Here is a 22,690-nt window from a genome sequence, read left to right as displayed (position 1 = left end):
CGGGTCGGTTCGTACCGGTTCGGGGGCGGGGTGGGTCGGCGGACCGGCGCGGCCGACGGGCCACGCGCCGCGCCGGGACGTAGGCTGGCGGATGTGAAGGACAACAGGGACGCCACCGTGCACGGCGGGCGGGTGACCGGGTCGACCCCCGGCACCGTCGGCGACGAGCGGGGCGAGGTGACGGCGTGACCGAGTTCGACGGGCTGCCGGTGCTGCGGTCCCCGGTGGCGATCGCCGCCTTCGAGGGGTGGAACGACGCCGCGGACGCCTCCACCGCCGCCGTGGAACACCTGGAACAGGTCTGGCAGGCCCGGCAGATCACCGAGATCGACCCGGAGGAGTTCTACGACTTCCAGGTCAGCCGGCCGACCATCACGATGTCCGACGGCGAGACCCGCCGGGTGGAGTGGCCCACCACCAAGTTCGTGGTGGCCAGCCCCGAGGGCACCGAACGCGACGTGGTGCTGATCCGGGGCATCGAGCCGAGCATGCGGTGGCGCACCTTCTGCGAACAGGTGCTGGAGATCTGCCACAGCCTGGAGGTCGAGCGGGTGGTGCTGTTGGGCGCGTTGCTGGCCGACGTGCCGTACACCCGGCCGTTGCCGATCAGCGGCAGCGCCTCCGACGCCCAGGCCGCCCAGCGCTACCAGCTCACCCCGACCCGTTACGACGGCCCCACCGGCATCGTCGGGGTGCTCCAGGATGCCTGCACCCGGGCCGAGGTCGACGCGGTGTCGTTCTGGGTGCACGTGCCGCACTACGCCAACAACCCGCCCTGCCCGAAGGCCACCCTCGCCCTGCTGCACCGGGTGGAGGAGGTGCTCGACCTGCCGGTCCCGATGGCCGACCTGGCCGAGGAGGCCGCCGAGTGGGAGCAGCGGGTGCGCAGCGCCGCCGAGCAGGACGCCGAGCTGGGTGAGTACGTCCGCGAGCTGGAGGAACGGGTCGGTGACGCGGGCATCACGCCGTTGACCGGTGACGAGATCGCCCAGGAGTTCGAGAAGTACCTGCGCCGCCGGGGTGGTTCCGCCGGCCCCACCGCCGGCTCCTGGTAGTCGTTCTTCGCATTCCTGGTAGTCGCCTTTCGGGTTTCTGGCAGTCGTCTTCGAAAGGCCCTGGGCGTCGCGGCGTCCGGGGCCTTTCGGCGTGTCCGGGGTGGCGTCGTCACGCCCTCTAGGGCATCCTAGGAACCTAGCTGCCAGGAGGAGGCGGGCGTGCAGATCAACCCGGGGACCGCCGAGTTCCCGCACCGGCAGATCGCCGCGCAGCTCAAGGCCCAGGTGCGCCGGGGCGACTGGGGGCCGGGCGAGCGGCTGCCATCCATCCCGGCCATCGCCGAGCTGTTCGGGGTCGCGAAGCAGACCGTGCAGCGCGCCATCGACCAGCTGCGGGTCGAGGGCATCCTGATCACCAAACCCGGCTCCGGTACGTACGTGCGGGGCACCCGGCGGCGACTCAACCGGCTCTCCCGGGGCCGGTACGGCGGCTTCCGGGGCTACCACGCCGACCTCGCCGCCCGGTACCGCCAGCAGCTCGTCTCCGTCGGTCGGACACCCGCCCCGCCCGAGGTGGCCGACGCGTTCGGGATCCCCGACGGCACCGAACTGCTCTGCCGCCGGCACCTGGTACGCACCGACGAGTCCCCGGTGGAGGTGGGCGCGTCCTGGTTCCTGCCGAAGGACACCGCCGGCACCTCCCTGGAACGGGCCGAGGCATTCGGTCGACCGCTCTACCAGGAGGCCGAGGAGGCGACCGGCCGGCGGTACACCACCGCCGCCGACACCATCAGCGCCCGCCAGCCCAGCCGGGAGGAGGCGGAGACCCTCCAGATCCGCCCCGACACGCCCGTGCTGCACCTGCTGCACGTCGCCTACGACGCCCACCGTAAGCCGATCGAGGTCGCCCAGGCCACCTGGCCCGGCCCGATGACCACGCTGACCGAGGAGTACCAGATCCCCGCCCCCGCGCCGGACCCCGACCCCGACCCCGGCCTGGTCCTCGGCTGATCCCGACCGGGCACCGCCCGCCGTCCCGGCCCCCCGCACGGCCGGGCAGCACCGCGCGGGGGCCGGGCGGGGCAGTACCGCAGGCCGGGCAGGGGTGGCGCGGCTCGCGGGACGGCACCGGGCGCACGGGGCCAGCCGTGCCTCAGGTGACGGCGGTGACCACGACGACGGCCGCCCCAAGCACGACGACGATCAGGGAGGCGACCACCCCGAGCAGGTCGGCGACCCGTACCGGGACGGTGGCGCCCAGGGCCGCGCCGATCGCGGCGAGGCCGGTCTGCCACAGCAGGGAGGCCAGCCCGGCAGCGACGACGAACACCCCGGGCCCCGTCCAACTGCCCGGCACGGCGTTCACCGTCCCGGCCAGGGCGAAGAAGTACACCAGGGTCAACGGGTTGACCGCAGTGAGGAGCACGAAGCGGACGTAGACCGGTCCGGCGGCGGTCCGGGCCGGACGCTCCCCACCGCCGCCGTTCCGCTCGGCACCGGCCCGGTCCCGCAGGGCTCCACCGGTGCCGTTCCGCCAGGCCTCGCCGGTGGCGTTCCGCTCGGCACCGGTCCCGTCCCCGGGGGCTCCACCGGTGGCGTTCCGCTCGGCACCGGCACCGTCCCGGCGGGCTCCGCCGCTGGCGTTCCGCTCGGCTCCGGCACCGGCGGGGCGTGCCGGGGCGCGGCGCAGGGTGACCAGTTGGTGGCAGCCCAGCCCGACGATCACCAACCCGGACAGATAGCGGGGGGCGTCGCCCCACGAGGCGATCACCGGCGCGAGCGCCGCCCCGGTCAGCAGCGCGCCGAGGCAGTAGAGGGTGTCGACGGTAGCGACGCCGGAAGCGGCGGCCAGGCCACTGCGGTGGCCACGCAGCATCCCCTCCCGGACGACGCCGGGACCGACTACGAGGCGTTCGTCGATGCCATCGCCCCGATCGAGCAGATCGTCGACGCGGTGCACATGACCGGGCCGTACGACTATCTGCTGCGGGCCCGGCTACGGGACACCGCCGCCCTGGACGCGTTGCTGCGTCGGCTCAAGAAGAGCTGCGGCGTGGTGCAGACCCAGACGCGGGTCGCGCTGCGCCAACCCGCCCCGCAACCCCGCAACGGGGCTCAACCCCACCACAACTCCATGATCGACGAGCCGGACGGGGCCACGCGGAGTCCGGCCGGGGGCCGTGCCGTGGTCGGGGCGGGTGGGGTTAGAGGCGGATGCCGAGCAGGGCGTCGACGGTGGTGGCGAAGAGGGCGGGGGCCTGCGGGTCGTCGGTGGTGCCGGCCAGCGCCGCATCCGCCCAGCCGTCGGCCAGGGCGAGTGCGCCAGGGGTGTCCAGGTCGGCGCCGAGGCGCTCGCGTACCCCGGCGAGGAAGGCCGCGCCGGACGGCCCGGACGGCGCGGTAGCGGCCCGCCGCCACCGGTCCAGCCGCTCCTGCGCGGCGGTCAGCACGTCGTCGGTCCAGGCCCGGTCGGTCCGGTAGTGCCCGGACATCAGGCCGAGCCGGACGGCCATCGGATCCACCTGGTCGGCGCGCAGCCGGGAGACGAAGACCAGGTTGCCCTTGGACTTCGACATCTTCTCGCCGTCCAGGCCGATCATGCCGGCGTGCACGTAGTGGTCGGCGAAGGGGGCGGTGCCGGTGAGCCGCTCCGCGTGGGCGGCGGAGCACTCGTGGTGCGGGAAGATCAGGTCGTTGCCGCCACCCTGCACGTCGAGCCGGTCACCGAGCAGGTTGAGCGCGATCACGGTGCACTCGATGTGCCAGCCGGGCCGCCCCGGGCCCAGCTCACCGCCCGGCCAGGACGGCTCGCCGTCGCGCGCGCCGCGCCACAGCAACGGGTCGAGCGGGTCGCGCTTGCCGGCCCGTTCCGGGTCGCCACCGCGCTCCGGGAAGATCTCCAGCATCTGCTCCCGGGTCAGGTTCGACTCGTAGCCGAACGCGGGGGCGGCAGCGATGTCGAAGTAGACGTCGCCGGTGCCGTCGTCGAGCCGGTAGGCGGCACCGCCCTTGAGCAACTCCTGCACCCGGTCGGCGATGTCCGGGATCGACTCGACCGCGCCGACGTAGTACGCCGGCGGGATGATCCGCAACGCCTCCATGTCCTCGCGGAACAACGCGGTCTCCCGCATCGCCAGGACCTTCCAGTCCTCCCCGTCACGCTCGGCGCGTTCCAGCAGCGGGTCGTCGATGTCGGTGACGTTCTGCACATACCGGACGGTCAGACCGGCGTCACGCCACATCCGCTGCACCAGATCAAAGGTGATCATGGTGGCGGCGTGCCCCAGGTGGGTGGCGTCGTACGGGGTGATGCCACAGACGTACATGGTGGCCGGGCCGGCAGGGCTGCTCGGGTGGACACCACGCCGCGCCGAGTCGTACAAGCTCAGTGGCCCGCCGTCGCCCGGCAGCCGTGGCACCTCGTGTCCCGCCCAAGACTCCATGACCGTCAGCCTAACGAGCCGTCCCGCCGCCGGGCACGGTCGCCCGGGTGATCAACACGACAACGGCTCACATGGGCGGCCAGGGCATCGCCGGCCACTCCTGCGGCGGCAACGGGAAACGACCGGTGTCCCGCAACCGCCCCACCCGGGCCCCCACCTCGGCGACCTCGCCGAGGGTCAGGTGCTCCGCCAACTCCTCACCCAACTCGCCGGCAAGCTGCCCGGCGAGGGCGTCGAGCACCTGCACCGCATCCGCCGGGAGCTGGCGGCCCGCCCACCCCCACAGGACGGTCCGCAGCTTGTCCTCGACGTGGAAGCAGACCCCGTGGTCCACCCCGTAGATGCGGTCGTCCGCGCCGGCCAGCACGTGCCCGCCCTTGCGGTCGGCGTTGTTGAGCACCGCGTCGAGCACCGCCAGCCGGGCCAACCGGGGATCGTCCGCGTGGGCCAGGGCGTACGCCGCCCCGTCGTCGTCGCGGGCGGCGGCCACCGGGAACCAGCGTGGCGGCACCGCCTCGGCCGGCACGAACCCGACCAGCGGATCGGCGTCGTCCGGCTCGTCGATCCAGAGCTGACACGACCCCGGCCCGAGCGGCCCGTCCCGCAGCACCGTCGGCGGGACCAGGTCCCAGCCGGTGGCCCGGGAGACCAGGTAGGCGGAGACCTCCCGGCCGGCGAGGGTGCCGTCGGGAAAGTCCCAGAGCGGGCGCTCGCCGCGCACCGGCTTGTAGACGCACCGGGCCGTCCGGCCGTCCAGGGTCAGGATCGCCCGCAGGGTGGTGTTGGAGGCGTCGACCAGCCGCCCCTCCAGCTCCAGTTCACCGTCGCACAGCAGCCGGAGCGCGGCGTCGGCGTCCTGACGCCGCACCTCCGACGAGGTCACCGGTGGTAGCCGTTGTGCCGGGGGCAGAGGTGCCCGGCCGGGTCGAGCGGCTGCCCACACAACGGGCAGGGCGGACGGCCGGCGTTGACCACCCGGCGGGCCCGTTCGATGAACTCGCGGGTCGCCTCGGGGGTCAGCCGCACCCGCAGCCGGTCGAGGTCCTCGTCCGGCTCCTCGTCGTCGTCCTCGTCGGCCTCGTCGTCGTCGCCCAACTCGACCTCGGCCTCCCCCTCACCGGCGGCGATCGCCTCGATCACCACGGTGGCGGAGTCCACGTCGAAGGCCAACCCGAGGGTGCCGACCCGGAACTCCTCGTCGACCGGGTTGTCCAACGGGTCGTTGTCACCCACGGCCACGGGCGCCTCCGGCAGCTCGACACCGAACCGGCGCTGCGCCTCGGAGAGGAGCTCCTCCAGCTTTTCGGCGAGCAGGGAGACCTGCACCTTCTCCAGCGCGACGCTGACCAGCCGACCGCCACCGCGGGCCTGGAGGAAGAACGTACGCTCCCCCGGTGGCCCGACGGTCCCGGCGACGAACCGCTCCGGCGGCTCGAAGGCGTGCACCTGGTGGGTCATACCCACGACCCTATCCGGAGCGTGGAACGGTCGCGCAAGGCACCGACGCCGAATCAGCCGAGGGCGAAACGGCGCGACCCGGGTGCGACGTCGGACCGCCGGCTCAGCCGGCGGTCCCCGCACCCCCGCCGACGGCCGCGTCGGAGTCGGCCGGTCGGGTCGCCCGACGCCGCCGCCGGGCCGGCGGCGGCACCAGTGCGGCCAGGTCACCGCCGGTGTCGTTGAGCCGGACCAGGAACGGCCGCAGCGAGGTGTAGCGGATCGCGGTGACCGAGGCCGGGTCGGCGACGATGCGTTGGAACAGGTCCAGGTGCACCCCGAGGGCGTCGGCCACGATGGCCTTGATCACATCGCCGTGACTGCACGCCAGCCAGACCGCCTCCGGCCCGTGCTCGGCGGTGACCCGGGCGTCCCAGGCCCGCACCGCGGCGACCGCGCGCGCGGACATCTGCGCCATCGACTCCCCGTCGGGGAAGACGGCCGCGCTGGGATGCTGCTGCACCACCGGCCAGAGCTTCTCCTTGGCGAGCTTCTTCAACGGCTGCCCCTCCCAGGCGCCGTAGCCGCACTCGATCAGCCCCTCCTCGACCACCGGCGCGGCCTGCGGGAGCGCCAGGTCGAGGGTCTGCCGGCAGCGGATCAGCGGACTGGTGACCACCGCCGCCAGCGGCAGGCCACGAAGCCGCTCGCCGACCGCGGCCGACTGGGCCCGCCCGGTGTCGTCCAGCTCGACCGGCTGCCGGCCGGCCAGCCCGCCGTCGGCGTTCGCGGTCGTCCGGCCGTGTCGCAGAAGCAGAAGGGTCGCCACGCCCCCACCCTAGGGGCAGGTGGCACGGCGACGGCCCCCGACACCGGCTGGTGGTGTCGGGGGCGTCGGGTCCGGCGGGCCGGCGGCGGGTCAGGTGGCGCTGATCGTGCCGGTGAGCAGCAGCGCCAGTACCAGGGTGCCGAGCGCCACCCGGTAGAGGACGAAGACGTAGAGGGTGTGGTGCGCCACATAGCGCAGCAGCCAGGCGATGGCCGCGTAGCCGATGCCGAAGGCGATGATCGTGGCGACCACCATCTGCGCCACCGAGGGCACCGAGGTGCCCGGCGCGGCCGGCTCGAAGACGTCCCCGACGCTGAAGATGCCGGACATCACCACCGCCGGGATGGCCAGCAGGAACGAGTACCGCGCGGCGGCCTCCCGGGTCAGGTTGAGCAGCAGGCCGGCGGTGAGCGTGCCGCCGGAGCGGGACACGCCGGGGACCAGCGCCATGGCCTGGGCGAAGCCCATCACGATGCCGTCGCGCATCCGGAAGTTCGCCAGGGTACGGGTCTGCCGGCCCCAGTACTCGGCGAAGGCCAGCACGAAGGCGAAGACGATCAACGTGGTGGAGACCACCCACAGGTTGCGCCCGGCGGTGCGGATCTGGTCCTTGAACAGGAAACCGAACAGCCCGATCGGGATCGAACCGACGATCACGTACCAGCCCATCCGGTAGTCGAGACTGGAGCGGACCGAGGCGTCCCGGATGCCGACCAGCCAGGTCCGGGTGATCCGCCAGATGTCCTTGGCGAAGTAGATGAGCACGGCCGCCTCGGTGCCCAGCTGGGTCACCGCGGTGAAGGACGCGCCCGCGTCCCGGTCGAAGAAGATCGCCGAGGTGATCCGCAGATGCCCCGACGAACTCACCGGAAGAAACTCGGTGAGCCCCTGGACGATGCCCAGGACGATGGCCTCGACCCAGGTCACTCGCCGACTCCCGAGAGGTCGAGGGCCTCGGCGACGGTACGCAGGGTCTGCACGCCGCTGTCCCGGTCGGCCACGAACAGGGTGACCGACAGGGTGGTCACCCCGGCGGCCGCGTACTCCCGCATCCGCTCGGCGATGCGTTCCTTGGGGCCGAGCAGCGAGGTGCGGTCGATGAACTCCATCGGCACCGCCGCCGCCGCGTCCCGCTGCTGCCGGGCCAGGTAGAGATCCTGGACCTGCCGGGCGGCGTCGCCGTAGCCCATCCGGGTGGCCAGCTGGTTGTAGAAGTTCTGCTGCCGGCTGCCCATCCCGCCGACGTAGAGGGCGGCGTACCAGCGGACCAGCTCGGCGCAGGAGGCCACGTCGTCGCCGACCACCACCGGCACCGACGGCACCACGTCGAAGCCGGCCAGCTCCCTGCCCGCCTTCGCCCGTCCGGCCCGCACCGAGGCGAGCTGCTCCTCGGCGAACTCGGGGGCGTAGAAGACCGCCAGCCAGCCGTCGGCGATCTCACCGGCCAGTTCCAGGTTCTTGGGGCCGACGGCGGCCAGGTAGATCGGGATGTGCTCGCGTGGCGGGTGGAAACCCAGTCGCAGCGCCTTGCCGGGGCCGTCGGGCAGCGGCAGCGTGTAGTGCTCACCGGCGTAGGCGACCTCCTTGCGGGCCACCGCCAGCTTCACGATGTCGACGTACTCGCGGGTGCGGGCGAGCGGCTTGGCGAACCGGACGCCGTGCCAGCCCTCGGAGACCTGCGGGCCGGAGACGCCCAGGCCGAGCCGGAACCGGCCGCCGGAGAGGGCGTCGATGGTCGCCGCGGTCATCGCGGTCATCGCCGGGGTACGGGCGGGGATCTGCATCACCGCGCTGCCCACGTCGATCCGCTGGGTCTGGCCGGCCATCCAGGCCAGCATGCTCGGGGAGTCCGAGCCGTACGCCTCCGCCGCCCACACCACCGAGTAGCCGAGGCGGTCCGCTTCCTGGGCGAGCGCCAGGTGGTCCGCCGGCATGCTCCACGCTGTCTGATATCCGAGGCTGAGCCCGAGTCGCACTGATCCTCCCCATCCCGCACCACAGGTCGCATCAGGTTACGCAATGCCATGGGTCCCGTCGGAGACCGGCTCACCCCCGGGCACCGCGTCCGCCGACACCGGCGGGCCGAGCCGGTCGGGCCGAGCCGGTCGCGGGTACGCCGACGTAGACCGGTGCGGGACGGGCGGTGACGGCCGGTCGGGTCGGCCGGGCGACCGACGTCGGACGGGGTGGCGACGGGCGGCCCACGTCGGACGGGCAGCGGCGGGTGGGCGGGGTCGACAACCAGCGACCGGATCGGCGCATCGGGTGCACAACGCGCCACCGGGGGCGGCGGTGACGGTCGGATCGGCGACCCGACAGGCAGAGATGCCGGGAGCAAGGATATCGGTTGCGCCGGGTTCGAAATAAGGTTCACCCATGCAACAGCGACCGCTCGGCCGAAGCGGGCTGGCGGTTTCCCGGCTCGCGCTCGGCACCATGACCTGGGGCCGGGACACCGACGCCGACGACGCGGCGGCCCAGCTGAAGAGTTTCCTCGACGCGGGCGGCAACCTGGTCGACACCGCCGACGTGTTCGCCGACGGGGACGCCGAGTCGGTGCTCGGCTCGCTGCTGGGCACCCTGGTCCCCCGGGAGGACGTGCTGATCGCCACCAAGGCGGGTCTGCGGCCGGGCAGCGGCCGACGGCGCGACGGCTCCCGGGGGCACCTGCTGCGGACGCTGGACGGCTCGCTGCGCCGGCTCGGCACCGACCACGTCGACCTGTGGCAGGTGCACGGCTACGACCCGGACACCCCGTTGGAGGAGACCCTCGCCGCGTTGGACCACGCGGTGGCTTCCGGCCGGGTCCGCTACGTCGGGGTGTCGAACTTCTCCGGCTGGCAGACCGCCCGCGCCGCCGCCTGGCAGGCCGCCTGGCCGGGGCGGGCCCCGGTGGTCGCCACCCAGATGGAGTACTCACTGCTGGAGCGGGGGGTGGAGCGGGAGGTGCTGCCGGCCTGCGCCGCGCTGGGCCTGGGCGTGCTGCCGTGGTCGCCACTGGGGCGGGGGGTGCTGACCGGCAAGTACCGCAACGGCCGCCCGGCGGACTCCCGGGCCGCCTCGGCGCACTTCGAGCCGTTCGTCGCCACCTACCTGGAGCCGCGCTGCTCCAGCATCGTCGAGGCGGTGAGCATCGCCGCGGGCGGGCTGGGCGTGTCGCCGCTGGAGGTGGCGCTGGCCTGGATCCGGGACCGGCCGGGGGTGACGGCGCCGATCCTCGGTGCCCGCACGGTCGGCCAGCTGCTCGGCGCGTTGCAGGTGGAACGGATGACCCTGCCGGAGGAGATCACCACGGCCCTGGACGACGTGTCCGCCGTGCCGGCCGGCTACCCGGAACGCGAGGGCTGACCCGCCCGCACCGGAGCGGGGGCTGACCCGGACCGTCCCGGTGCCGGAACGCGGAAGGCTGACCCCGGCCCGCCACCGGACGCCGGTGGGGCCGTCGCCGTGCCCCGACGGGCGTCGGACCGTCCTCGCCCGTTCACGCCGGCCGGGCGGCTGCCGTGCCCGCAGCGGGCCGACGGTGTGGCAGTCCGGCCGCAGCGGGCCCCGGCGGCGACCCCGCACAAGGTAGCGGAACGCCCCAAAAGCGCACCGGAGCCCGTCAATTCCGCCGATCATCCTTTACCAACTGTCACACCCCCATAATTCGATCCACCCGCTGGTGTGTGTTCCGCCCGAATAGGCGGACTTCGACGCCCCTGGCGCGCTTTTGGCCCGGCTTTGTTCGTCCGCTTTCCGGCGGCCCTGCCCGAAAAGGGATTACCGCCCTCGCGGGCCACCTGATCCGGCCCCCGAAAACATTGTGGCGAACCAATGGCGGTGCTCTAATGATTGCGGCGCGAGCGACCCCCGCCGCGCCGTTTCTCCCATTTCGTTGGAGGACCCGTGGACCGTAAGACCGACGTCAAGCGCAAGCCCGCCAAGGTCGTCGTGCGCAAGCTCGAGCGGCTCGAGACCACCGTCGCCATCATCAGCGAGCCGGGCTGCCGCAACGACGTCTGCGGCTGACCCACCCCGTTTCGGCCGGGGCGCGGCGTGCCGCGCCCCGGCCGGCCATCTTCCAGGAGGTCTTCGCCCGATGCAGCGGCCCCGGATCAAGGGCATCCACAAGCCGGTACGGCTCCGCCCGACCCTGATCAACATCGGTGGTCGGCAGCTGGGGATCGGCGCGGAGATCGACGACGAGGACGGCAGCCTCTGGGCGCTGCTCGGTCTGATGGACGGCACCCGCACCCGGGCCGAGATCGTCGCGGCGCTGCTCGCCGGGCACCCGGAGATGACGGCCGACGAGGCGACCGACGCGCTGGAGACGATCATCGACGCCGGGTACGTGGAGGACGCCGCCGCGCCGCCCCCGCCCGAGCTGAGCCCGGCGGAGATCGACCGCTACGACCGGGCGTTCACCTACCACGCCTGGGTGGATCTCACCCCGCGTACCTCCCGCTACGAGGTGCAGGCCCGGCTCAAGGCGGGCCGGGTGGTGGTGCTGGGGCTCGGCGGCTCCGGTTCGGCGGTGGCCGCCTCGCTGGTGGCCGCCGGGGTGGGCACGGTGCACTGCGTCGACTTCGACGTGGTCGAGACGGGCAACCTGACCCGGCAACTGCTCTACACCGAGGACGACATCGGCGCCGCCAAGGTGGACACCGCGGTGGCCCGGCTGCGCCTGATGAACTCCCACGTCACGGTGACCGGCGAGGAGGCCCGGGTCGACTCGACGGCGGACGTGGCGGCGTTGATGCGCGACCGCGACCTGCTGGTGCTCTGCGCCGACCAGCCCCGGCACGCCATCCGGGAGTGGACCAACCGGGCGGCCCTGGCCACCGGCACCCCCTGGATGCTCGCCCAGTACGCCGGCCCGATGGCGGTGATCGGTCTCTTCGTGCCCGGTCAGACCTGCTGCGAGGCGTGCCTGCCGAGCGTCACCGACCGGCTGCGTGAGGAGCACGGCACCGAGCCGGAGGAGCTGTTCGGATTCACCGGGCACGCGGTGATCGCCCCCACCGCCAACCTGACCGGGCACCTGGCCGCCCTCGACGTCGTCTACCACCTCGCCGGCATCCCGACGACCACCCGGGGCCGGATGTTCCACCTGAGCCTGACCGACCTGACCTATCACTACGTGGTCAATCCCCGGCCCGGCGTGAAGTGCGACACCTGCGGCTGGTTCCAGGAGGAACGGTGACCGTGCTCGGGTTGGACAGCCACCCTCCGGTGACCCACCTGGTGGTCCGCCAGGAGGAGGACGACGAGTACGTCGTCGGCGACCTGGCCAGCGGAAACTTCGTGGTGGTGCCCGAGGTGGGGGCGCGGCTGGTGGCGCTGTTCGCCGCCGGCCGGACCGTCGCCGAGGCCGCCGACGAGGTGGAACGCGAGACCGGTGAACCGGTCGACGCGTTGGACTTCGTCGAGGTGCTGGTCGAAGCGGGCATCATCCGGGTGCAGGAGGGGCCGCCACCGGCACCGGCCCGACCCTGGTCGGTGTCGCGCATCCCGGCCCGGCTGGTCCGGCCGTTGTTCGGCCGGGTGGCCTGGACGATCTACGTCGGCGCGTTGCTGGCCACCCTGGCGATGTTCGTCGCCGAGCCGTCGCTGCTGCCCACCTACGAGGACACCTTCATCTTTCCCGACGTGGTGCTCAGCCTGCTGATCACCAATGTCACGGTGGCCCTGCTCACGGTGGTGCACGAGGCGTGGCACGCGTTCGCCGGGGCGGCCGTCGGCGTACGGTCGCAGCTGCGGTTGGAACGCCGGGGAATCTTCCCGGTGCTGGAGACCGACCTGACCGGGCTCTGGGCGTTGCCGCCGGAACGCCGCTACGGCCCGTTCCTCGCCGGTATGGCCATCGACGGGATCCTGCTGTTCGCCGCCGTCGCCCCACGGTTCGCCTGGTCGCGGGGCTGGCTGGAACTGCCGCCGGGGATGGTGCGGTTCCTCGCCATGGTGGTGTTCAGTCAGGCCGTCAAGCTGGCCTTCCAGACGCTTGCCTATCTGCGCACCGACATGTACCTGGTGATGGCCACCGCGACCGGCTGCCGCAACCTGCACGAGGTGACCCGGCTCAGCGTCAAGAAATGGATTCGCCGGTTGACCCCGGCCGAACGCGCCGTGCTGCGTGACGCACACGCCCGGGATCTGCGGGTGTCCCGCTGGTACCGATTGTTGTATGTCGCCGGAGTAATCTGGATGGTCTGGTTCGCCATCCATTTTCTGCTACCGGGGGCGAAAGTGACCCTGGGGTGGGCCGCCGGGGTGCTGACCGGCGCACCGTTCGGCAGTGCCTACTGGTGGGAGGGAATTGCGCTGGCGGCTTTCGCCTCGCTCAACATTCTGCTTCCACTCGGGGTGATCGTGCGTAATCGTTACCGCGCCGGAAGGTTGGCCACGTGAACCGCAGATGGCTCGGCCCGGTGGTCAGCGTGGTGGTCACCGTGCTCAGTGTGGCGACCATGTCCAGCCTCGGGGTGGGGGTGTTGATCAACCTGGTCGGCGGGGACACCGCGCTGCCCTGCGACCGGCTGCCCGGCACCGCGCAACCGTTCGAGGGCGACCGGCACATCGCGTACGAGGGGGCGCCGCACGAGCCGTACCGGACGCTCCCGCCGACGTCGGGGCCGCACTCGCCCCGGGTGGTGGTGCCGGGCATCTACCGCGACGCGGTGCCGGAGGAACTCCAGGTGCACGCGCTGGAACACGGCCACGTGCTGGTGCAGTACGCCCCGGACGTCCCGCCCGGCGATGTCGAGAAGCTGGAGCGGCTCGGCCGCCGGCATCCCCGAGACGTGGTGGTGGCCCCCTACCCACCGCTGGGTCACGGCATCGGGTTGACCGGTTGGCAGCGGCTGGACCGGCTGGACACCCTCGACGAGCGGGCGGTCGAGGAGTTCATCGAGCGGATCGCCGGCCGCTACGACCATTCCTGGCAGCACGGGGCGACCGACTGTGTGTCGGGGTGACGGGTGGGGCTGAGCGCAGCAGGGCGACCTGACGGTCCGGGCCGACGGGCGGACCTGACGGGCCGGGTCGACGAGGGCGGGGTCACCCCCGGTGGTGGCGCGGCGCACCGCGCGGGGGGTGGCGCCCGGCCGCCGGGCTGGGCAGCATGGATGCCATGGACTACGAATACGCGCCGTTGCGGTTGCCGCCGAACGTCGACCGGTTGACCGCTGCGGCGCAGCTGGCCATCCAGGCCGAGTTCTCCGGCTGGGAGCTGGCCCGGGTGCAACTGTTCCGCGACGGCACCCGCAAGGTGGTGCTGCGTCGCCGCCGGGTCAACCAGCCGCAGCCGGGCCTGTCCTACTGACCACCGGCACGACGCTGACCACCGGCACCGGCAGAGGCCACCGGCACCCGGCAGTGCCCTCCGGCACCGAAGGCTGGCCGCCGGCACCGAAGGCTGGCCGTCGGCACCGACGCGGCGGGTGCGGGGGGGGGGGGGGGGGGGGGGGGGGGGGGGGGGGGGGACACCGTGCCGGCCCGGGTCAGATGAGCCCGGGCCGGCACGCCCGACACCTAGTGCTGGTGCCCGGCGTGGTCGTGGTCGTCCTCGTCGAGGAACGGGTGCTCGTCGAGCCGGCCCACCAGCCGGTCGTCGGCGGCCGGGGAGAACGGGCCCACCGGGTCGTCGTCGTCGAACGACTCCAGGTCGACCGGGGTGCCCACCTCGCTGACCATCACCACGCCGTCCAGCGGCTCCAGCTCCGGCACGTCCAGGGCGCTGAGCGAACCGTCGCCGCTCTGCAACAGCTCCAGCACCGCCTCGCCGACCCCCTCGACCGGCGCCGGCTCGTCGTCCTCGGGGGTGCCCTCCCGGCGGGCCACCTCGGCGACCCGCAGCAGCGCCGAGACGCTGGGCACCCGGTAGTCGCGGCGCTGCCGCACCGAGATGACCTGGGGGTGCGGATCGGTGGCCTCGGCGCCCTCGGCCGCGCCGCCGAAGCGCTCGTCGGCCTCGTCCGGGTCGATCGACTCCACGTCCCAGGGGGTGACCTCGCCGAACGCGTCGAGCAGCTGCTCGTCGTAGGCGAAGGAGGCGTTGTTCAACGCCACGTACGCCTGCCACACGTCGTCGTCGTCGATCCGCCCCTGGGCGGCACGCACGGCCGTCAGGTGGGCGCGGGCCGCGTCGATCACGCGCTCCAGGGCGGCGTCCAGCTCACCGTGCTGGTCGGTCATGAGGCAGTCCCTTCAACAAATGGGGGAAGGTGCGGCACCGGTGCTGCTCAGCAGTTGCGGAGGAACCGGTCGAGCACCCGCACGCCGAACTGTAGTCCGTCCACCGGTACCCGCTCGTCGATGCCGTGGAACAACGCCGAGAAGTTGAGGTCCGCCGGCAGCCGCAGCGGGGCGAAACCGAAGCAGCGCATCCCGAGCTGCGCGAACGCCTTGGCGTCGGTGCCACCGGAGAGCATGTACGGCACCGGCCGCGCCCCGGGTCCTCGGCGCGCAGGGCGGCCGACATCGCCTCGACCAGGTCCCCGTCGAAGGTGGTCTCCAGGGCCGGCTGCCGCTGGATGTACTCGATCTCGATGTCCGGGCCGACCAGCTCGCGCAGCTGCCGTTCCAGCAGCTCCGACTGGCCGGGCAGGCTGCGGCAGTCGATGGTGGCGGTGGCCCGGCCGGGGATGACGTTGTCCTTGTAGCCGGCGGCGAGCCGGGTCGGGTTGGCGGTGCTGCGGATGGTCGCCCCGATGATGTTGGCGATCGGGCCGAGCTTGGCGATGGCGGTCTCCGGGTCGTCCGGGTCCAGCTCGACGCCGAGCACGTCGGACAGTTCCGTCAGGAAGGCCCGGACGGTCGGGGTGACGGTGATCGGGAAGCGGTGCCGGCCGATCCGGGCGACCGCCTCGGCCAGCGCGGTGACCGCGTTGTCGTCGTGGACGAACGAGCCGTGCCCGGGGCGGCCCTTGGCGTGCAACCGCATCCAGTCCAGCCCCTTCTCGGCCGTCTCGATCAGATAGAGCCGCTGGGCGTCGCTGATCGAGTAGGAGAAGCCGCCGACCTCGCCGACCGCCTCGGTGCAGCCGTCGAAGAGGTCCCGGTGCTGCTGGACGAGGAAGTGCGCGCCGTAGTCGCTGCCCGCCTCCTCGTCGGCGGTGTAGGCCAGCACGATGTCGCGGGGCGGACGGACACCGGTGCGCTGCCAGTGGCGTACCACCGCCAGGACCATCGCGTCGAAGTCCTTCATGTCGATCGCGCCCCGGCCCCACAGGTAGCCGTCGCGGATCTCCCCGGAGAACGGGTGCACCGACCACTCGTCGGCGTCGGCGGGCACCACGTCCAGGTGCCCGTGCACCAGCAGGGCGTCCCGGCTCGGGTCGACGCCGGGGATGCGGGCGACCAGGTTGGCCCGGCCCGGCGCGGACTCGTGGATCTCGGCGGCCACGCCGACCTCGGCGAGCTTCTCCGCGACGTACTCGACGGCCCGGCGCTCCCCCGCACTGGTGGCGTTGTCACCGGTGTTGGTGGTGTCGATGCGCAGCAGGTCACGGCAGAGGTCGACGACCTCGACGGTGGGATCGGGCGGGGCGGAGGCGGCATCGCTCGTCATCGCCTCTTTCTACCAGTCGCCGGTCCCGCCGCGAACGGCCCGGCCGGCTCTGGCACGTCCCGCCCCGCCGACCGCACCGGGACCACCCGCCGGGCCGGGCCGGCCTGCGCCGCCGAGCCCGGTCGACAGCGCCGGACGGCCCGGTCGACAGCGCCGGACGACCTGGGCCGGGGTGCCCGCACCGGCCGCCGGGGTTTGCCGGTCACCGGGTACGGGTACCGGCGCTGGCGTCCCCGTTTCGCCCGTCGCACCGGCCGGCGACCCGTGCCGGCCCCGTCGAGGAGGGCGTCATGTCCGCCGTTCCCCTGCCCCCGCTGCCCCCGGCCGCCGACGACGCCTACCGCCCGGGTGGGCGGAGCATGGCCGATCTCGCCGACACCGAGCACCGGCAACTGCTCGACCTCGTCGAGCAGGTCACCGACCCCACCCTGGCGGTCGAGCGTCGGCGGGAGGTGCTCCAGGTGCTCACCGCCACGGTGTCGCGGCACCTGTCGGCGGAGGAGCAGTACCTGCTGCCCAGCGCCCGTGCCGCGCTGCCCGACGCCGGTGCCCGGGTGGACCGGGAGATCGCGGCGGACGCGGCGCTGCTCACCGTGCTGAAGGCCCTGCGCGGCCCGGACGACCCGACGCTCGCCGACGTGGTGGTCCAGATCCGGCGGCACGTCACCGCAGTCGGCGCGCTGATCGTCCCGCTGCGCGAGGTGGCCACCGACGCCGAGCTGATCCGGTTGGGCAACCGGTGGGAGATCGCCGAAGAGGCGGCCCCGACCCGGCCGCACCCGGGCACCCCGGCCACCCCGCCGTGGAACCGGATCGTCGAGCCGGCCGTCGGAGTGGTGGACAAGCTCCGCGACGCGGTGACCGGCCGGCGTACCCAGCTGAGCGACCTCACCCGCCGCGCGCGGCGGTGACCGGTCGACTCCGATCCGTTCAGCTCGGCCAGCCGGTTGCGTTCAGGGCCTTCCGTCTATCGACGAGTGGCCATACCGTCACCATATGAATCTGGAGCTGCGCCACCTGCGGGTGGTCTGCGCGATCGCCGAGACGGGCAGCGTGACCAAGGCCGCGTCCGCCCTCGGCCTGGCCCAGCCGGCCCTGACCGCCCAGCTTCAGCGCATCGAGCGGACGCTGGGCGGTCCGTTGTTCGAACGGGACCGCCGGGGGCCCGGCCGACCGCCCTGGGAGAGTTGGTGCTGTCCCGGGCCCGGGTGCTGCTGCCGGCGATGAAGGGCCTACAGGACGAGGCGGCCCGACTGGCCGGCGCCGACGACGCCCTCGGCCGGTACCGCTTCGGCGGGGTGAACAGTCCCATCCTGGGCCGGCTGGTGCACCGGCTCGCCGCCGAGCAGCCGCACGCCCAGATCACCACCTACGCGTCGTGGTCGGCCGACGAGTTGGCCGCCCTCGTCGCCGGTGGCCGGCTCGACTTCGCACTGACCGGGATCTGCGGCGATGCCACCCCACCGGCGGAGTTCGGCCTGACCTGGCAGGAGGTGGCGGTCGACCCGGTGCTGGTGCTGCTGCCCGCCGGCCACCCGACGGCCGGCCAGGACGAGGTCGGCCTGGCCGAACTGCGCCACGAGCAGTGGGTGGCCGCCCCGGGCGACGGCTGCTTCGGCGACTGCTTCGCCGCCGCGTGCGCCCGCGCCGGGTTCACCCCCCGCAAGGTGTACGAGACCGACGTGCGCGGCTGCATGGACCTGGTCGACGCCGGGGAGGCGGTGGCGTTGTGCCAGGCCACCTTCCGTCCGGTCGCCGGGCTGGTGACCCGTCGGCTCGCGGGCATCCCGCTGCGCTGGCGGCTGCTGCTCGGCTGGCACCCCGAATCCCCGGCGGCCCGGGTCGCCGAGGCGGTGCTGGAGGACGCGGTGGCCGCGTACACCGATTCGTTGGCCGCGCATCCCGACTACCTGGCCTGGTTGCTGCGGCATCCCGAGTTCGGGGCCCGGGACACCGGCACGGCCCGCCCGGCCGGGCGGGTGCGAACGGCGTGACGACGGGTATCAGCCCTGCATGACCGATCTCTATCCGGCCGCCGACCAGCGGGAACTGCTGCGCCGGGCGGCCACCGCGCACACCGCTGCCGCCCGCGACGTCGAGACGTTCCTGCGTCGCCTGCCCGAGGTGCCCGACCCGGCCGACATCACCGAGTACGCGACGCTGCTCACCCGGGAGGAGCAGACCCGGGCCGAGCGGCAGGACGCCGCCGACGCCGCCGGCCTGCAACTGCCCAGCCTCGGGTCCGAGTAGCCCACCGACGAGCGGGCACCCGGGACGGCGTCCCGGGTGCCCGCGCCATCGTCGACCAGCCTTCGGAGCCGCCCGGCCCCGCCGGACCGGTCCGCCCGCCGGACCGGGTCGGCATCCGAACCGGGTCGGCGGGCGACGGTCCCGGTCAGCGTTCGACGAGGACGTCGTGGCCCAGGTCGAGCAGGGCGTACCGCCACTCGTCGTCGACGTCGCCGGGCTTCTCGTCCACCAACGACCGGATCCGGTCGATCGCCGTCCGCATCACCGCCACGTCGGCCGGGGTGAGGTCGACCTTGCGCTTGCGCAGCACGGCCAGGATCTGCCGGCCGGGCTCGGGCAGGTCGAGATCCGGGTCGGGGCCGAACGCCTCCTCCCCCGACCCCCGGGTCAGCAGCCACTGCCGCAGCTGCTCGGAGGGGACGTTCACCTCGGCGTGGAAGTCCTCCCAGAGCACCTCCACCTCGGGGTCGAGTCGCTGTTCGCGTGCCATCACGCCTCCTCTTCCGGTGCCCCGGGTGGTGCCGGGTCCCCGTCGTCGGTCCACTGCTTGAGTCCCTCCGGCGGCACCTGGACCCGCCCCGGGTTCGCCGTCGGGGCCGCGAGGATGGGTGGGGTCTGCTCGGCGTACTCCTCGGTCTCCTCGGGTTCGGTCATCTCCGCCCTCCGGTCATCGGGGATGCGAGGTGGTGGCGGGCGCGTAGTCGCGGTCGCCGGCGGACACGTCGAAGGTGAGCTGCCCGTCCCGCGCGTCGACGGTGACCTTCTGCCCTGGTGAGAGCTGGTTCTCCAGCAGCATCCGGGACAGCCGGTTGTCCACCTCCCGCTGGATCACCCGGCGCAGCGGGCGGGCCCCGAACTCCGGCTGGTAGCCGTGCTCGGCCAGCCAGTCGGTGCCGGCCGCCGTGACGTCGACCTGGATGTCCTGGGCGTGCAGCCGACGCCGGGTCTCCTCCAGCAGCAGGCCGGTGATCTGGCGTAGCTGCTCGGCCTCCAGCCGCTGGAAGATGATCGTCTCGTCGATCCGGTTGAGGAACTCCGGCCGGAAGTTCTCCTGGAGCCGGCGCATCAGCCGCTCCCGCAGCTCGTCGGCCTCCTGCTGGTCGCCCTGCGCGCCGACCCCGAACCCGACCGTACGCTGGGCACCGGTGATCAGCTCCGAACCCAGGTTGCTCGTCATGATCAGTACGGTGTTCTTGAAGTTGACCGTGCGGCCCTGGCTGTCGGTGAGCCGCCCGTCGTCGAGCACCTGGAGCAGGATGTTGAACACGTCCGGGTGGGCCTTCTCGATCTCGTCGAGCAGCACCACCGCGTACGGGCGGCGGCGTACCGCCTCGGTGAGCTGACCGGCCTCCTCGTAGCCGACGTAGCCGGGGGGCGCACCGACCAGCCGGGCCACGGTGTGCCGTTCCTGGAACTCGCTCATGTCCACCCGGACCATCCGGTCGGCCTCCCCGAACAGCGCCTCGGCCAGGGCGCGGGCCAGTTCGGTCTTGCCGACGCCGGTCGGGCCGAGGAACAGGAAGCTGCCCATCGGCCGGTTCGGGTCGGCCAGCCCGGTACGCGAGCGGCGGACCGCCTCGGCGATCGCGGTGACCGCGTCGTCCTGGCCGATCACCTTCTGGTGCAGGTGCCCCTCCAGGCGCAGCAGCCGGTCGCGTTCCTCCTCGGTGAGTTGGCTGATCGGGATGCCGGTGGAGCGGGAGACCACCTCGGCGATCTCCGTGGTGTCGACCGACGGGACCTGGCTGTCCCCGCCGTCGCCCCGGGCCCGCCCGATCTGCGCCTCCACCTCGGCGAGCCGGTCGCGCAGGGCGGACGCCTTCTCGTACTGCTCGTCGGCGACGGCTTGTTCCTTGTCCCGGCGGACGTCCTCCAGTTGCTGCTCCAACTCCCGGACGTCCGAGGCGGGGGTCCGGGTGCGCAGCCGTACCCGCGCACCGGCCTGGTCGATCAGGTCGATCGCCTTGTCCGGCAGGAACCGGTCGGTGACGTACCGGTCGGACAGTTCGGCGGCTGCGACCAGCGCCTCGTCGGTGAACCGGACCTGGTGGTGGGCCTCGTAGCGGTCCCGCAGGCCGCGCAGGATGGCCACGGTGTCCTCGACGTCGGGCTCGGGCACCAGCACCGGTTGGAACCGGCGGGCCAGGGCGGCGTCCTTCTCGATGCTGCGCCGGTACTCGTCAAGCGTGGTCGCCCCGATCACCCGCAGCTCGCCGCGGGCCAGGGCCGGCTTGAGCATGTTGGAGGCGTCCATGCCGCCCTCGCTGCCGGCGCCGCCCGCGCCGACCAGGGTGTGGATCTCGTCCAGAAAGATGATCAACTCGTCCCGGTGGGCCCGGATCTCGTCGATCACCTTCTTGAGCCGCTCCTCGAAGTCGCCCCGGTAGCGGGTGCCGGCGACCAGGCCGGCCAGGTCGAGCTGGACGACCCGCTTGCCGAGCAGGGTCTGTGGCACGTCGCCGTCGCAGATCCGCTCGGCCAGGCCCTCCACGATGGCGGTCTTGCCGACGCCGGCCTCACCGATGAGCACCGGGTTGTTCTTGGTGCGCCGCGACAGGATCTCGACGGCCTGTTCGATCTCGTCGGCGCGGCCGATCACCGGGTCGATCTGGTCGTTGCGGGCCAGGTCGGTGAGGTCCTGGCCGTACTGGTCGAGGGTGGGGGTGCCCCGGTCGGGTTTCGGGCCGGCCATCGGGCCGCGTTCGGCGCCGGCCGCCTGGAGCGACTCGGGCTGGATCCGGCCGGCGGCGAGCATCCGACCGGCGGGCGACTCGGGGTTGAGCGGCAACGCCATCAGGATGTGTTCGGGGCCGATGTAGTTCGCCCCCATCGCCCGGGACAGCTGGTGGGCGTCGAGCAACGCCCGTTTCGCCGCCGGGGTGAGGGAGAGGTTGGGTGGCACCTCGCCGCCCGGGGCGCCGTCGGCGCGGCCACCGAGCGCGTTGACCAGGGTGTCCGGGTCGGCACCGGCGCGGCGGACCAGGTCCCGCAGCGGGTCACGCTGCAACGCCGCCCAGAGCAGGTGGTCGGTGTCCAGGTCGGTGCTGTGCTTCTGGGCGGCCCGGCGGGCCGCGTCGGCCAGCATCTCCCGGGCGTCGGCGGTCATCAGCCGGGTGATGTCGACCCGATGGGCCGGCCGGCGTCCGCCCTCACCCCGGCCGAAGTACCGGGCCAGGAACTCGTCCCACGGGTCGGAGCCGAAGTCACCGGGTCCCATCATGTCTGTCCTCCGCTCCTCGGGCGCGGCAGGGTCGCCGAGGGCGACACGTAGGCGCGACACGATCGCCGGTGGCTACCCGACGGTCGCCCCGACAAACGCCCGCAGGTGGCAGGGTGGGGGGCATGGACACCAACCCGCTGCTGATCGTCGACGGTGCGAACGTGGTCGGCTCCCGACCGGACGGCTGGTGGCACGACCGGGCCGGCGCGGCGGCCCGGCTGCGCGACCGGCTGGTCCCGGTGGCCGACGCCGGCGTACCCCCGGAGCTGCCCGCGCCCGTCGAGGTGGTGCTGGTGGTCGAGGGCGCGGCCCGCGACGTGCCGGGGGTGGCCGGGGTACGCACCGTCGCGGCCCCCGGCTCGGGCGACGACACCATCGTCGACCTGGTCCGGGACGCGCCGGACCGGCGTCGGCTGGTGGTCACCGCCGACCGGGAGCTGCGCGGCCGGGTGGGTGAGCTGGGCGCCGAGGTGTACGGCCCCCGCTGGTTGCCCTCCTGATCCGGGGCGGTCCGGGGTCCGGGACCACCCCCACCCAGTCCCGCCGACGGGATCAGGCGTCTTGCTTGCGGGACCCCGCGACGGCTTTCCCGCACGTCAGGGCAGTAACCGGACACCCGGGCAGCAACACCGACAGGGCGGATGTTCTCTCCCCGTCGGGGATACGTTGTAATGGAGATCTCCCCGCCCCCAGGAGGTCACCGTGGCGAGCGTCGCCGAGCTGAAGGCCGCGATCGACATCGCCCTCCAACAGATCGGTGACGGGCAGAGCGCCGTGCAGGCCGCCGGGGAGAAACTCTCCGAGGCGCAGCAGACCCTCGCCGGGGCGTTGGAGGGCAGCGGGCACGAGACCGTCGAGGCGGCCCAGGCCTCCCTCACCCAGGCCGGCCAGGAGCTGGAGGAATGTCTCGCCGCGACACTCGTCGCGGTGGAACAGGCACAGCTCTACGTGTCGTCGTTGTAGCGG

General features: G+C 73.1%; 23 protein-coding genes and 3 pseudogenes. 14 read left to right on the top strand and 12 right to left on the bottom strand.

The features are described 5' to 3' along the window. Window positions 1-185 precede the first annotated feature (185 nt). A complete protein-coding gene (locus J7462_RS02510) occupies window positions 186-1,055 on the top strand; it encodes a PAC2 family protein (RefSeq protein WP_208566261.1) in 870 nt (289 codons plus the stop codon). Between the two features lie 159 nt (window positions 1,056-1,214). Next, window positions 1,215-2,006 carry a GntR family transcriptional regulator gene (locus J7462_RS02505; protein ID WP_219461215.1) on the top strand — a complete coding sequence of 264 codons (792 nt, stop codon included), beginning with the start codon at window positions 1,215-1,217 and terminating at the stop codon, window positions 2,004-2,006. 142 nt (window positions 2,007-2,148) lie between these two features. Here the strand turns inward: J7462_RS02505 and J7462_RS02500 are convergent, their stop codons facing one another. Beyond that, the gene (locus J7462_RS02500) at window positions 2,149-2,955 is read right to left on the bottom strand and encodes a LysE family transporter (protein ID WP_308290704.1); all 807 of its coding nucleotides are present in this window, start codon (window positions 2,953-2,955) and stop codon (window positions 2,149-2,151) included. On the opposite strand from J7462_RS02500, the pseudogene J7462_RS33550 reads away from it, so the two are divergent. Then, window positions 2,956-3,024: pseudogene (locus tag J7462_RS33550) on the top strand (Lrp/AsnC ligand binding domain-containing protein); the annotation flags it as partial. It abuts the gene before it with no gap. A 175-nt stretch (window positions 3,025-3,199) separates the two neighbouring features. Here J7462_RS33550 and mshC read toward each other — a convergent pair. From mshC to J7462_RS02470, 6 genes are all read right to left on the bottom strand, one after another. Next, window positions 3,200-4,438 (bottom strand): cysteine--1-D-myo-inosityl 2-amino-2-deoxy-alpha-D-glucopyranoside ligase, encoded by a 1,239-nt coding sequence (gene mshC / locus J7462_RS02495; protein WP_219461210.1) that lies wholly within the window; start codon window positions 4,436-4,438, stop codon window positions 3,200-3,202. A 67-nt stretch (window positions 4,439-4,505) separates the two neighbouring features. After that, complete coding sequence (locus J7462_RS02490; RefSeq protein WP_219461206.1) at window positions 4,506-5,321, bottom strand: SCO1664 family protein; 816 nt, start codon at window positions 5,319-5,321, stop codon at window positions 4,506-4,508. After that, window positions 5,318-5,896: a DUF3090 domain-containing protein gene (locus tag J7462_RS02485; protein ID WP_208566267.1), complete on the bottom strand. Its 579-nt coding sequence runs from the start codon at window positions 5,894-5,896 to the stop codon at window positions 5,318-5,320. Before J7462_RS02485 ends, J7462_RS02490 begins: the two co-directional genes overlap by 4 nt. A 103-nt stretch (window positions 5,897-5,999) precedes the next feature. Next, window positions 6,000-6,704 carry a histidine phosphatase family protein gene (locus J7462_RS02480; protein ID WP_208566268.1) on the bottom strand — a complete coding sequence of 235 codons (705 nt, stop codon included), beginning with the start codon at window positions 6,702-6,704 and terminating at the stop codon, window positions 6,000-6,002. A 90-nt stretch (window positions 6,705-6,794) separates the two neighbouring features. After that, window positions 6,795-7,631, bottom strand: coding sequence for an undecaprenyl-diphosphate phosphatase (locus tag J7462_RS02475; RefSeq protein WP_219461202.1), 837 nt, complete (start codon window positions 7,629-7,631; stop codon window positions 6,795-6,797). Further along, complete coding sequence (locus J7462_RS02470) at window positions 7,628-8,680, bottom strand: LLM class F420-dependent oxidoreductase (RefSeq protein WP_219461199.1); 1,053 nt, start codon at window positions 8,678-8,680, stop codon at window positions 7,628-7,630. Before J7462_RS02470 ends, J7462_RS02475 begins: the two co-directional genes overlap by 4 nt. A 400-nt stretch (window positions 8,681-9,080) precedes the next feature. Between J7462_RS02470 and J7462_RS02465 the strand changes: the two genes are divergently transcribed. The 6 genes from J7462_RS02465 (at window position 9,081) to J7462_RS02445 (ending at window position 14,007) form a co-directional block, all read left to right on the top strand. Beyond that, window positions 9,081-10,052, top strand: coding sequence for an aldo/keto reductase (locus J7462_RS02465; protein ID WP_208566271.1), 972 nt, complete (start codon window positions 9,081-9,083; stop codon window positions 10,050-10,052). 540 nt (window positions 10,053-10,592) lie between these two features. After that, the gene (locus J7462_RS31695) at window positions 10,593-10,715 is read left to right on the top strand and encodes a hypothetical protein (RefSeq protein ID WP_255470009.1); all 123 of its coding nucleotides are present in this window, start codon (window positions 10,593-10,595) and stop codon (window positions 10,713-10,715) included. Between the two features lie 70 nt (window positions 10,716-10,785). Continuing rightward, the gene (locus J7462_RS02460) at window positions 10,786-11,889 is read left to right on the top strand and encodes a ThiF family adenylyltransferase (protein ID WP_208566272.1); all 1,104 of its coding nucleotides are present in this window, start codon (window positions 10,786-10,788) and stop codon (window positions 11,887-11,889) included. After that, window positions 11,886-13,094 carry a PqqD family protein gene (locus J7462_RS02455; RefSeq protein ID WP_208566273.1) on the top strand — a complete coding sequence of 403 codons (1,209 nt, stop codon included), beginning with the start codon at window positions 11,886-11,888 and terminating at the stop codon, window positions 13,092-13,094. The genes J7462_RS02460 and J7462_RS02455 overlap by 4 nt, the downstream gene beginning before the upstream one ends. Next, a complete protein-coding gene (locus J7462_RS02450) occupies window positions 13,091-13,660 on the top strand; it encodes a DUF3105 domain-containing protein (RefSeq protein ID WP_219461182.1) in 570 nt (189 codons plus the stop codon). Before J7462_RS02455 ends, J7462_RS02450 begins: the two co-directional genes overlap by 4 nt. 155 nt (window positions 13,661-13,815) lie before the next feature. Continuing rightward, on the top strand, window positions 13,816-14,007 hold the full coding sequence (locus tag J7462_RS02445) for a DUF5703 family protein (protein WP_088646215.1): 192 nt from the start codon (window positions 13,816-13,818) through the stop codon (window positions 14,005-14,007). A 209-nt stretch (window positions 14,008-14,216) separates the two neighbouring features. On the opposite strand, the gene J7462_RS02440 is transcribed toward J7462_RS02445, so the two are convergent. Both J7462_RS02440 and J7462_RS02435 read right to left on the bottom strand, forming a co-directional pair. Further along, a complete protein-coding gene (locus tag J7462_RS02440; RefSeq protein ID WP_208566275.1) occupies window positions 14,217-14,879 on the bottom strand; it encodes a hypothetical protein in 663 nt (220 codons plus the stop codon). 47 nt (window positions 14,880-14,926) lie between these two features. Further along, a pseudogene (locus J7462_RS02435) lies at window positions 14,927-16,254 on the bottom strand (M20/M25/M40 family metallo-hydrolase). A gap of 290 nt (window positions 16,255-16,544) precedes the next feature. Here J7462_RS02435 and J7462_RS02430 point away from each other — a divergent pair. From J7462_RS02430 to J7462_RS02420, 3 genes and pseudogenes are all read left to right on the top strand, one after another. Beyond that, complete coding sequence (locus J7462_RS02430) at window positions 16,545-17,165, top strand: hemerythrin domain-containing protein (protein ID WP_208566277.1); 621 nt, start codon at window positions 16,545-16,547, stop codon at window positions 17,163-17,165. A gap of 85 nt (window positions 17,166-17,250) precedes the next feature. Continuing rightward, window positions 17,251-18,248, top strand: a pseudogene (locus J7462_RS02425) (LysR family transcriptional regulator). Window positions 18,249-18,267: 19 nt separating this feature from the next. Then, window positions 18,268-18,504: a hypothetical protein gene (locus J7462_RS02420; RefSeq protein WP_208566279.1), complete on the top strand. Its 237-nt coding sequence runs from the start codon at window positions 18,268-18,270 to the stop codon at window positions 18,502-18,504. A 145-nt stretch (window positions 18,505-18,649) separates the two neighbouring features. On the opposite strand, the gene J7462_RS02415 is transcribed toward J7462_RS02420, so the two are convergent. From J7462_RS02415 to J7462_RS02405, 3 genes are read right to left on the bottom strand one after another with little or no spacing between them, the layout of a single operon-like run. Beyond that, entirely contained in the window at window positions 18,650-18,994 is a 345-nt protein-coding gene (locus tag J7462_RS02415) for a DUF3140 domain-containing protein (protein WP_219461179.1), read from the bottom strand. Further along, window positions 18,994-19,158 carry a hypothetical protein gene (locus tag J7462_RS02410; protein ID WP_208566281.1) on the bottom strand — a complete coding sequence of 55 codons (165 nt, stop codon included), beginning with the start codon at window positions 19,156-19,158 and terminating at the stop codon, window positions 18,994-18,996. Before J7462_RS02410 ends, J7462_RS02415 begins: the two co-directional genes overlap by 1 nt. 13 nt (window positions 19,159-19,171) lie before the next feature. After that, the gene (locus J7462_RS02405; RefSeq protein ID WP_219461175.1) at window positions 19,172-21,724 is read right to left on the bottom strand and encodes an ATP-dependent Clp protease ATP-binding subunit; all 2,553 of its coding nucleotides are present in this window, start codon (window positions 21,722-21,724) and stop codon (window positions 19,172-19,174) included. A gap of 122 nt (window positions 21,725-21,846) precedes the next feature. On the opposite strand from J7462_RS02405, the gene J7462_RS02400 reads away from it, so the two are divergent. Together J7462_RS02400 and J7462_RS02395 are read left to right on the top strand one after the other, a co-directional pair. Further along, complete coding sequence (locus J7462_RS02400; RefSeq protein WP_208566283.1) at window positions 21,847-22,224, top strand: hypothetical protein; 378 nt, start codon at window positions 21,847-21,849, stop codon at window positions 22,222-22,224. A gap of 202 nt (window positions 22,225-22,426) precedes the next feature. Continuing rightward, window positions 22,427-22,687 carry a hypothetical protein gene (locus J7462_RS02395; RefSeq protein ID WP_208566284.1) on the top strand — a complete coding sequence of 87 codons (261 nt, stop codon included), beginning with the start codon at window positions 22,427-22,429 and terminating at the stop codon, window positions 22,685-22,687. Window positions 22,688-22,690 lie beyond the last annotated feature (3 nt).

This window comes from Micromonospora sp. RL09-050-HVF-A (genome assembly GCF_019374995.1).
GTDB classification, from domain to species: Bacteria; Actinomycetota; Actinomycetes; order Mycobacteriales; family Micromonosporaceae; genus Micromonospora; species Micromonospora antibiotica.
Note: the sequence above shows the minus strand (reverse complement) of the source record. Positions and strands in the feature narration are given on the sequence as shown.

Excerpts from the sequence above, each read along its gene's own strand:
- mshC (WP_219461210.1), bottom strand. The coding sequence starts at position 4,438 with ATGGAGTCTTGGGCGGGACACGAGGTGCCACGGCTGCCGGGCGACGGC.
- J7462_RS02485 (WP_208566267.1), bottom strand. The coding sequence starts at position 5,896 with ATGACCCACCAGGTGCACGCCTTCGAGCCGCCGGAGCGGTTCGTCGCC.
- J7462_RS02465 (WP_208566271.1), top strand. The coding sequence starts at position 9,081 with ATGCAACAGCGACCGCTCGGCCGAAGCGGGCTGGCGGTTTCCCGGCTC.
- J7462_RS02460 (WP_208566272.1), top strand. The coding sequence starts at position 10,786 with ATGCAGCGGCCCCGGATCAAGGGCATCCACAAGCCGGTACGGCTCCGC.
- J7462_RS02445 (WP_088646215.1), top strand. The coding sequence starts at position 13,816 with ATGGACTACGAATACGCGCCGTTGCGGTTGCCGCCGAACGTCGACCGG.
- J7462_RS02440 (WP_208566275.1), bottom strand. The coding sequence starts at position 14,879 with ATGACCGACCAGCACGGTGAGCTGGACGCCGCCCTGGAGCGCGTGATC.
- J7462_RS02430 (WP_208566277.1), top strand. The coding sequence starts at position 16,545 with ATGTCCGCCGTTCCCCTGCCCCCGCTGCCCCCGGCCGCCGACGACGCC.
- J7462_RS02420 (WP_208566279.1), top strand. The coding sequence starts at position 18,268 with ATGACCGATCTCTATCCGGCCGCCGACCAGCGGGAACTGCTGCGCCGG.
- J7462_RS02415 (WP_219461179.1), bottom strand. The coding sequence starts at position 18,994 with ATGGCACGCGAACAGCGACTCGACCCCGAGGTGGAGGTGCTCTGGGAG.
- J7462_RS02410 (WP_208566281.1), bottom strand. The coding sequence starts at position 19,158 with ATGACCGAACCCGAGGAGACCGAGGAGTACGCCGAGCAGACCCCACCC.
- J7462_RS02405 (WP_219461175.1), bottom strand. The coding sequence starts at position 21,724 with ATGATGGGACCCGGTGACTTCGGCTCCGACCCGTGGGACGAGTTCCTG.
- J7462_RS02400 (WP_208566283.1), top strand. The coding sequence starts at position 21,847 with ATGGACACCAACCCGCTGCTGATCGTCGACGGTGCGAACGTGGTCGGC.